An 8,865-nucleotide genomic window follows, 5' to 3' on the forward strand; every position below is an offset into this window, starting at 1 on the left:
GAGGAAAGAAGATGAAATTAGTTGGCTTGGTAGGTTGGCGCGGTATGGTTGGTTCGGTCCTGATGCAGCGCATGCGGGACGAGGGCGATTTCGCCCACATCGAACCGGTGTTCTTCACAACGTCGAACGCGGGCGGCAAAGCGCCTGCGATGGCGAAGAACGAGACTACCCTGAAAGACGCAACCGACATTACCGAGCTGTCGAAATGCGAGATCATCATTTCCTGCCAGGGCGGCGACTACACCAGCGAGGTGTTCCCGAAGCTGCGTGCGGCCGGCTGGAACGGCTACTGGATCGACGCCGCCTCGACCCTGCGCATGAACGACGACGCCGTCATCGTGCTCGACCCGGTCAACCTCGATGTGATCAAGAACGCCATGACAAAAGGCGTAAAGAACTATATCGGCGGCAATTGCACGGTGTCGTGCATGCTGATGGGATTGGGCGGCCTGTTCCAGCACAATCTGGTCGACTGGATGAGTTCCATGACCTACCAGGCCGCATCCGGCGGCGGCGCGCAGCACATGCGCGAGCTGCTGACCCAGTTCGGCACCATCAACGCCTCGGTCAAGGCGCTGCTGGACGACCCGGCTGCCGCCATCCTCGAAATCGACCGCACCGTGCTGGCCACCCAGCATGGCATGTCGGCTGACGACACCCGCCAATTCGGCGTGCCGCTGGCCGGCAACCTGATTCCATGGATCGACAAGGACCTGGGCAACGGCCAGTCGAAAGAAGAGTGGAAGGCCGGCGCCGAAACCAACAAGATCCTCGGCCTGGGCGACGCCTTCGGCAGCAAGGAGATCCCGGTTGACGGCCTGTGCGTGCGCGTGGGCGCGATGCGCTGCCACTCGCAGGCGCTGACCATCAAGCTGAAAAAAGATGTGCCGCTCGACGAAATCAACGACATCATCGCCGCCAACAACCAGTGGGTGAAGGTGGTGCCGAACACGCGCGAAGCGTCGATGCGCGACCTGTCGCCGGCGGCGGTCACGGGCAGCTTGAGCATCCCGGTCGGCCGCTTGCGCAAGATGTCGATGGGCGGCGAGTACCTGTCCGCGTTTACGGTCGGCGACCAGCTGCTGTGGGGCGCGGCCGAACCGTTGCGCCGCATGCTGCGCATTATCCTCGATAAGTAATTCGGATAAGTAAACACGTGTAGAATTGCGTGTTGTGCATGCATTCTGTGTACCATAACGGCAGCGGTGGCCGGCGCAGCGATGCGTTTTTGGCCACCGTTTCCGGGGTTTTCCATATCGTTCTTGATAATTCAGTTGTTATTTCTTGCAAGATAGTTGATATAGCGGCATGAATGGGGTTCTGAGTGAGCTGTTACAGAAAGCGCGAATTTGCGTATTTAGTGAGCAGCTTCCCGACATAGTTGCTCCAAAAACTTGCATGCTCTAGAGCATGATGATATGTTGAGACCTCCGGGAAACCAGCCTTCTCCCCCGTCAACTCAAGATGCCGCCAACTATGCATTTAAACACTCGCTCCAAGCTCACTTCGTTCGCGTTGAAATCCCTCACAGGCGCGGTCGCCAGTGCTGTGTTTCTTTCTTCCTCAGCATACGCGGCGGGTCTCGGTAAACTGACTGTCCTGTCCGCGCTCGGCCAGCCCCTGAACGCAGAGATCGAACTGACCTCGGTTGCCAATGATGAAGCGAGCGGTTTGGTCGCCAAGCTGGCCCCGACGGAAGCCTTCCGTCAAGCCAATATCGATTTCAATCCCGCCCTGCTGTCGCTGCGTTTCAGCGTCGAGCAGCGTGGCGGGCGCCAGTTCATCAAAGTCACCTCGTCGCAGCCGGTCAATGAACCGTTCGTCGACATGCTGCTCGAATTGAGCTGGGGTTCGTCGGGCCGCCTGGTGCGCGAATACACCTTCCTGCTCGATCCTGTCGAAATGCGCTCGACCCAGACCGCGCAAGTCTCCGCGCCGGTCGACGTGCTCTCGCAGGGTGGCCGCGCGAATGGCGCCAATAGCGCCAAGCCGAATTCCAAGGCCGACAAGGCTGCCGCCAGGGCCGCAGCCGCCGCTGCCGCAGCCGCCGCCAAGGAAGCCAAGGCCGACGCCAAGGCGGACGCCAAGGCGGAGGCGAAAGCCGACGCCGCACCGGCCGAGCCAAAATCGCAGGAGCCGCGCCGTGCAGGCGGCGGCGCCGGCAAGAATGCGGGCGACAGCGAATACCAGGTCAAGCGCGGCGACACGCTGGGCAAGATCGCAGCGCAGATCAAGCCGGCCGATATTTCGCTCGACATGATGCTGGTCGCGCTGTACCGCGCCAATCCGGACGCGTTTGCGGGCAATAACATGAACCGCCTGAAATCGGGCCAGATCCTGTCGGTGCCGGAAGCGGCTGCGATCAAGGGTTCGGACGGCGAAGCGCGTGGCGTCGTGGTGGCCCATGCCGCCGACTTCAACGCTTACCGCAACAAGCTGGCCGGCCAGGTCGCCAGCGGCCCTGCCGACAAGCAGCCTGAAAAGACCCAGAGCGCGACCGGCAAGATCACCGCCAAGGTGGCCGAGCGCCCGACCGCCGCCAACGCATCGCAAGACCAGCTCAAACTGACGAAACCGACCGGCCCGGCCGACGCCGCCGCCGGCAAAACCGGCGTGCTCACGCCGGAAGACAAGATCGCCAAAGAGCGCGCCATGGCCGAAGCGACCAAGCGCGTCAAGGAACTTGAAAAGAACGTCGGCGACCTCGAAAAGATCGTGACCGTCAAGAGCAAGAACGGCGCCGCCGCGACCACCCCGGCTGTTCCGGCGACGCCGGCCACCCCGGCTGTTGCGCCGAAAGCGTCGATCACCGAAGCGGTCAGCACCAAGCCGCCGGTCACCCCGCCAGCGGTCGTCACGCCGCCAGCCGTGCCGGTGCCAGCGGTCACGCCGCCCGTGGCCAGCGCGCCAGTGGCCAGCACGCCCGCGGTGACCCCGCCTGTGGCGGCCGACACGCCGCCGGCAGTCGCCCCGGTCGCCCCGGTCGCCAAGCCGGTGGTCAAGCCGGCGCCGCCGCCGGCCGATCCAAGCTTCTTCGATATGCTGATGGAGAACATCGTCCTCGTCGGCGCCGCCATCGTCGCCCTGCTCGCGGGCCTGTTCGGCCTGTCGAAATGGCGCGAGCGCAAGCAGGTCCAACGCAATCCGTCGGAGCCGTCGATCCTCGGCGCGCCGACCGACCAGGCGCACTCCCTGTTCGCCGAAACCGGCGGCCAGAGCGTCGACACCAACAACAGCGTGTTCAACTCCAGCTTCGCCCCATCGGCCAGCCAGCTCGACACCAATGAAGTCGATCCGGTCGCCGAAGCCGACGTCTACATCGCCTACGGCCGCGACGCCCAGGCTGAAGAGATCCTCAAGGAAGCGCTGCGCACCCATCCCGACCGCTACCCGGTCCGTCTGAAACTGCTCGAAATCTACGCTGCCCGCAAGGACCAGCGCGCATTCGAAAGCCAGGCCAGCGAGCTGTATGGCATGACCAAGGGCCAGGGCGACGAGTGGGCGCAAGCTGCCGCACTGGGCCTGTCGATCGACGCCATGAATCCGCTGTACGCCAGCGCCGGCAGCAACGCGCCGGCCGCCGAGGCGGGCCAGCCAGTGGTCCTGGCCGACCAGTTCGACGCCTCGGCGATCGACAACGGTCCGCACAGCGCACTGATGGACCTCGACCTCGACCTGGGCAAGGACGACAGCGCGACCCCGGCGCCAGTACACGCCGTAGCGCCAGTGGCCAAGGCGGAAGAAGAGCACACGCTCGACTTCGACCTCGGTGGCCTGAGCTTCGAGCCAGTGACCAATGCCACGCCAGCGGCCACGCCGGCGGCGGAAGTGCTGGACGAGCATCACCTGTCGTTCGACACGCCGACGGCAGCCCCGTCCCGCGTCGACCTGGTGAAGGAAGAAGCGCCGGACATGGACTTCAACATGGACTTCAATGCGCCGTCGACCAGCGCACCGGCGGCCAGCACGGTCAGCCTGTCCAAGCCGGCGGCCGATGATTTCGACCTCGATGGCATGAACTTCGAGTTGCCGCAAGACGCGCCTGGCGCTGCGCCAAGCCTGGCCAACGGCGACCCTTTCGCGGCCGACAGGGCTGCCAAGGCCGAAGCGGCGCCGGACTTCGACATGCATTCGCTCGACCTCGACCTGCCGGCCAACGCCAGGGCCGACGCGACCGCGCTGCCTGACTTCGACGATATCGGCAGCGCCGGCAATGCACCAGCGGGCGAACTGACGCCGGTCCAGATGGAGATGGAGACCAAGCTTGACCTGGCCATCGCCTATCAGGAAATCGGCGACAAGGAAGGTGCGCGCGAACTGCTCGACGAAGTCATCAAAGGCGGCAGCGCCGCCCAGGTGGCGAAGGCGAACGACATGCGTATCAAGCTGGCTTGATCGCGGTCTTGATGAACCACGGCTGTTACTGGACTTAGATTGAAGCGAATAGCACTGGGAGTCCAGTACGACGGTAGCGCCTTCAACGGCTACCAGAAGCAGCCAGACCGCAACACGGTGCAGGACCGGCTCGAAATCGCGCTCGAAAAATTCGCGCGCGTCGAGCTCGGTACCACCTGCGCCGGCCGTACCGATACCGGCGTGCATGCGCTCGAACAGGTGGTCCACTTCGACACCGACCTCGCGCGCGGCATGCAGTCCTGGGTGCGCGGCGTGAACGCCTTTTTGCCCGACGCGATTGCCGTGCGCTGGGCCACCGAAGTGCCCGAGCATCCGGGGCAGCAATTCCACGCCCGCTTCGCCGCCTTTGCGCGCACTTATCACTACGTCCTGTACAACAATCCGATCCGCTCGCCGCTGCTGGTGGGCCGCGCCGGCTGGGTGTTTCGCCCGCTCGACGTGGACCTGATGCGCGCCGCCGCGCAATGCCTGGTCGGCACGCACGATTTTTCCGCCTTCCGTTCCTCGCAGTGCCAGGCCAAGTCGCCGGTCAAGCAGATGCACGCGGTACACATCGAACGGCATGGTGAAGTCATCGTGTTCACCCTGCGCGCCAGCGCCTTCCTGCATCACATGGTGCGCAACCTGATCGGCTCGCTGATCTACGTCGGCCAGGGGCGCCACACGCCGGCATGGATGAAGGATGTCCTCGAAGGGCGCGACCGCAACGATGCCGCGCCCACCTTCATGCCCGATGGCCTGTACCTGGCCAAGATCGATTACGATCCCAAATGGGGCTTGCCGCACGAGGCGGCCCGTCCACTGCCCTGGTTCTGAGGTCGCTCATGCAACGCACACGCATCAAGATTTGCGGGCTCACGCGCCCGGAAGACGTCCGGTCGGCAGTCGCCGCTGGCGCGGACGCACTCGGTTTCGTGTTCTATGCAAAAAGCCCGCGCTATGTGACGGCGGCGCAGGCGGGCGCGCTGATCTCAAGCGTGCCGCCGTTTGTCTCGACGGTGGCGCTGTTCGTCAACGCCGGCGTCGACGAGGTGAGGGCGGTGGCCGCCGTGGCGCCGTTTGCGCAATTGCAGTTTCATGGCGACGAAACGGTGGAGCAGTGCGCGGCCATTGCCGCCGCCGTGGGCAAGCCGTTCATGCGCGTGTTGCGCGTGCGTCCCGAGACCAGCGGCGCCGACCTGCTGGCCGAAGAGGCGCTGTGCCGCGCCGCCAGCCCCTTGTTTTCAGGCCTGCTGCTCGATACCTTTGTCGAGGCTTACGGCGGCGCCGGCAAGGTGTTCGACTGGGGCGTGATACCGCCCGGGCTGGCGCCGCGCGTGGTCTTGAGCGGCGGCCTGACGGTCGACACCGTGGCCGGCGCGGTGCGCCAGGTGCGTCCGTACGCGGTCGATATCAGCAGCGGCGTAGAGCAGGCCAAGGGCATCAAGGATGGCGCCAAGATCGACGCCTTCGCGGCCGCCGTGCGGATGGCCGACCGCGAGGGCTGAAGCGCCTGATGCGCGGGCGCCACCACACGTGGCGCCGATTTGCTAGAATACGTTCAACAATACCGCACCAGCGCTCACCTTGCTCCGGTTTTTGCCCCGAAGCGCGTGACCTCCACGGTGGTGCATGAAAGGCTGCGATGGTTTCTCATACCAAAAGAACGCGCGCCTCGGGTCGTTTTGTGTGGTGGCTCGGGCGTACCAAACGCGATTGACGCGGGGCTTGTCACGCCGACGCGGGGCTTGTCCACGCCCCCTGATTCACCAGCCATGAGCGCCGCCTTTGCGCCGCGCTCTGTCAGCCGATATCACCATCGAAAGCGAGTAACCCATGAAAGACGCACCTGCGCGCGCTCCGGCCGCCCCGATTTTCCAGACCACCGACTACCAGCTGCCCGACGCGCGCGGCCACTTCGGCCCCTACGGCGGCTCGTTTGTCGCCGAAACGCTGAGCCACGCGCTGGCCGAGCTCAAGGAAGCCTACGCCAAATACAGCCACGATCCCGAATTTCTCGACGAATTCCGCTATGAGCTCAAGCACTTCGTCGGCCGTCCCTCGCCGGTGTACCACGCCAAGCGCTGGTCCGAGCAGCAGGGCGGGGCGCAGATTTTCTTCAAGCGCGAAGACCTGAACCACACCGGCGCGCACAAGATCAATAACGTCATCGGCCAGGCATTGCTGGCCAAGCGCATGGGCAAGCCGCGCATCATCGCCGAAACCGGGGCCGGCCAGCACGGCGTGGCCACGGCCACCATCTGCGCCCGTTTCGGCCTCGAATGCGTGGTCTACATGGGCAGCGAAGACGTCAAGCGCCAGGCCCAGAACGTGTACCGCATGAAGCTCCTCGGCGCGACCGTGGTGCCGGTGGAATCGGGCTCGAAGACGCTCAAGGATGCGCTCAACGAAGCGATGCGCGACTGGGTCACCAACATCGAAAACACCTTCTACATCATCGGCACGGTGGCCGGCCCGCACCCGTATCCGATGATGGTGCGCGACTTCCAGTCGGTGATCGGCGAGGAATGCCTGGTGCAGATGCCGGAACTGACCGGACGCCAGCCCGACTACGTGCTGGCCTGTATCGGCGGCGGCTCGAACGCGATGGGGATTTTTTATCCTTACATCGACGACCAGAACGTCAAGTTGATCGGGGTCGAAGCGGCCGGCGAGGGGCTCGACTCGGGCAAGCATTCGGCCTCGCTCACGGCCGGCATTCCGGGCGTCTTGCACGGCAACCGCACCTACCTGCTGCAGGATGAAAACGGCCAGATCATCGAGACGCACTCGGTGTCGGCCGGCCTCGATTATCCGGGCGTGGGACCGGAGCACGCGTGGTTGAAGGACCTGGGGCGCGCGCAGTATGTGTCGGTGACCGACGACGAAGCGCTGCAGGCCTTCCACGATTGCTGCCATATCGAAGGGATCATCCCGGCGCTCGAATCGGCGCACGCGCTGGCGTATGCGGCCAAGCTGGCGGCGACCTTGCCCAAGGACCAGCTGATCCTGGTGAACCTGTCGGGCCGCGGCGACAAGGACATGCACACCGTGGCGGAGCGGATGGGGCTCGATTTCAGCTGAGTTTTTGCTGCCATCCGACCTTTTCGACCACCCTACAAGAAAGCATCGCCATGTCCAGAATCGCACCAACTTTTGCCGCGTTGGCGGCCAGCAAAAAAACCGCGCTCGTCACCTTTATCACGGCCGGCGACCCAGGCCCCGAGATGACCGTGCCGCTGATGCACGCCCTGGTTGCCGGCGGCGCCGACATCCTCGAACTGGGGGTGCCGTTTTCCGACCCGATGGCCGAAGGGCCGGTGATCCAGCGCGCCTGCGAGCGCGCGCTCAAGTTCAACGTCGGCCTCGGCGACGTGTTCGGCTTCGTGCGCGAGTTCCGCAAGACCAACCGGGACACGCCGGTGGTGCTGATGGGGTATGCCAATCCGATCGAGCGGATCGGGCCCGATGCGTTTATCGCCAGGGCCAAGCAAGCCGGCGCGGACGGCGCCATCGTGGTCGATTATCCGCCCGAGGAGTGCGAACAATTCGCCGCGGCGATGCGCGCTTCCGACCTCGATCTGATCTTCCTGCTGGCGCCGACGTCGACGCCGGAACGCATCGCACAGGTGGCCAAGTTCGGCAGCGGTTTTAGCTATTATGTGTCGCTCAAGGGCGTCACCGGCGCCGGCAATATCGACGTGGCCGATGTGGCACGGCGCCTGGCGCCGATCCGCGAGCACGTCAAGCTGCCGATCGGCGTGGGCTTCGGGATTCGCGATGGCGAGACCGCCAGGGCGGTGGCGCAGGTGGCCGACGCGGTGGTGATCGGCAGCCGGATTATCCAGGAGATCGAGGCCACGCCGAAGGACCAGGCGGTGGAAGCGGTGCAGCGTTTCGTGGCGGGAATTCGTAGCGCGCTCGATCGCCGGGAAGCTTGATCCAGGTCGACGCGTGCGTGGTGGCGGTGCCGCTAGCCTGAATTTTGCACAAAAAAGGGCAAGAATGCCGTAAGTGATTGATAGAATGGGAGTTATCTAAAAACCTACCCTATCAGCACGAACACACCTTGCCCGACATGAATTCTACCCCAGAGCAGCTCCGTTTTGCATCCATTCCCGCTCATAGCGTTCGCGCCGATTTCGCCGGCGGCGGCTTGTCGTCCGACCTCGGTCCGGTTTTGCTGCGTGGTGTCGACCTCCAGATTGGATTGACCAAGCGCCTCGCCGCAGCCTTGCCTGACCGCCGTCATCAGAGCTATGTCGACCATTCTTATCACGATATTTTGACACAACGTATCTACCAAATCGGCTGCGGCTACGAGGACGGGAACGACTCGAACAGCCTGCGCCACGATCCGATGTTCAAGCTTGGCGCCGCGCGCTTGCCGTTCGACGATGATGGCGCGCTGGCGTCCGGCGCGACCATCTCGCGCTTCGAACATGCGGCCAGCCGCCAGGACATCTACCG

Annotated in this window: 7 protein-coding genes; all 7 read left to right on the forward strand. The window is 64.3% G+C overall.

The window, feature by feature from the left end; all coding sequences use genetic code 11:
* Positions 1–11 precede the first annotated feature (11 nt).
* Entirely contained in the window at positions 12–1,139 is a 1,128-nt protein-coding gene (gene asd, locus F1735_RS23005) for an aspartate-semialdehyde dehydrogenase (protein ID WP_167239092.1), read from the forward strand.
* 376 nt (positions 1,140–1,515) lie between these two features.
* Positions 1,516–4,395: a FimV/HubP family polar landmark protein gene (locus F1735_RS23010; RefSeq protein WP_229505914.1), complete on the forward strand. Its 2,880-nt coding sequence runs from the start codon at positions 1,516–1,518 to the stop codon at positions 4,393–4,395.
* A gap of 39 nt (positions 4,396–4,434) precedes the next feature.
* On the forward strand, positions 4,435–5,232 hold the full coding sequence (truA, locus tag F1735_RS23015) for a tRNA pseudouridine(38-40) synthase TruA (RefSeq protein ID WP_167239094.1): 798 nt from the start codon (positions 4,435–4,437) through the stop codon (positions 5,230–5,232).
* An 8-nt stretch (positions 5,233–5,240) separates the two neighbouring features.
* A complete protein-coding gene (locus F1735_RS23020) occupies positions 5,241–5,903 on the forward strand; it encodes a phosphoribosylanthranilate isomerase (protein WP_167239095.1) in 663 nt (220 codons plus the stop codon).
* A 328-nt stretch (positions 5,904–6,231) separates the two neighbouring features.
* Complete coding sequence (gene trpB / locus F1735_RS23025; protein WP_167239096.1) at positions 6,232–7,479, forward strand: tryptophan synthase subunit beta; 1,248 nt, start codon at positions 6,232–6,234, stop codon at positions 7,477–7,479.
* A gap of 50 nt (positions 7,480–7,529) precedes the next feature.
* Positions 7,530–8,336 (forward strand): tryptophan synthase subunit alpha, encoded by an 807-nt coding sequence (trpA, locus tag F1735_RS23030; RefSeq protein ID WP_167239097.1) that lies wholly within the window; start codon positions 7,530–7,532, stop codon positions 8,334–8,336.
* Positions 8,337–8,473: 137 nt separating this feature from the next.
* Positions 8,474–8,865 (forward strand): transposase (locus tag F1735_RS23035; RefSeq protein WP_229505915.1); only part of this gene is annotated, 392 nt, incomplete at its 3' end.

Source organism: Massilia genomosp. 1, from assembly GCF_011682185.1.
Lineage (GTDB): Bacteria > Pseudomonadota > Gammaproteobacteria > Burkholderiales > Burkholderiaceae_D > Telluria_A > Telluria_A rubra.

What these genes read in the sequence shown, in the direction of transcription:
- trpB (WP_167239096.1), top strand. Translation starts at nt 6,232, where the DNA reads ATGAAAGACGCACCTGCGCGCGCTCCGGCCGCCCCGATTTTCCAGACC.
- trpA (WP_167239097.1), top strand. Translation starts at nt 7,530, where the DNA reads ATGTCCAGAATCGCACCAACTTTTGCCGCGTTGGCGGCCAGCAAAAAA.
- F1735_RS23020 (WP_167239095.1), top strand. Translation starts at nt 5,241, where the DNA reads ATGCAACGCACACGCATCAAGATTTGCGGGCTCACGCGCCCGGAAGAC.
- asd (WP_167239092.1), top strand. Translation starts at nt 12, where the DNA reads ATGAAATTAGTTGGCTTGGTAGGTTGGCGCGGTATGGTTGGTTCGGTC.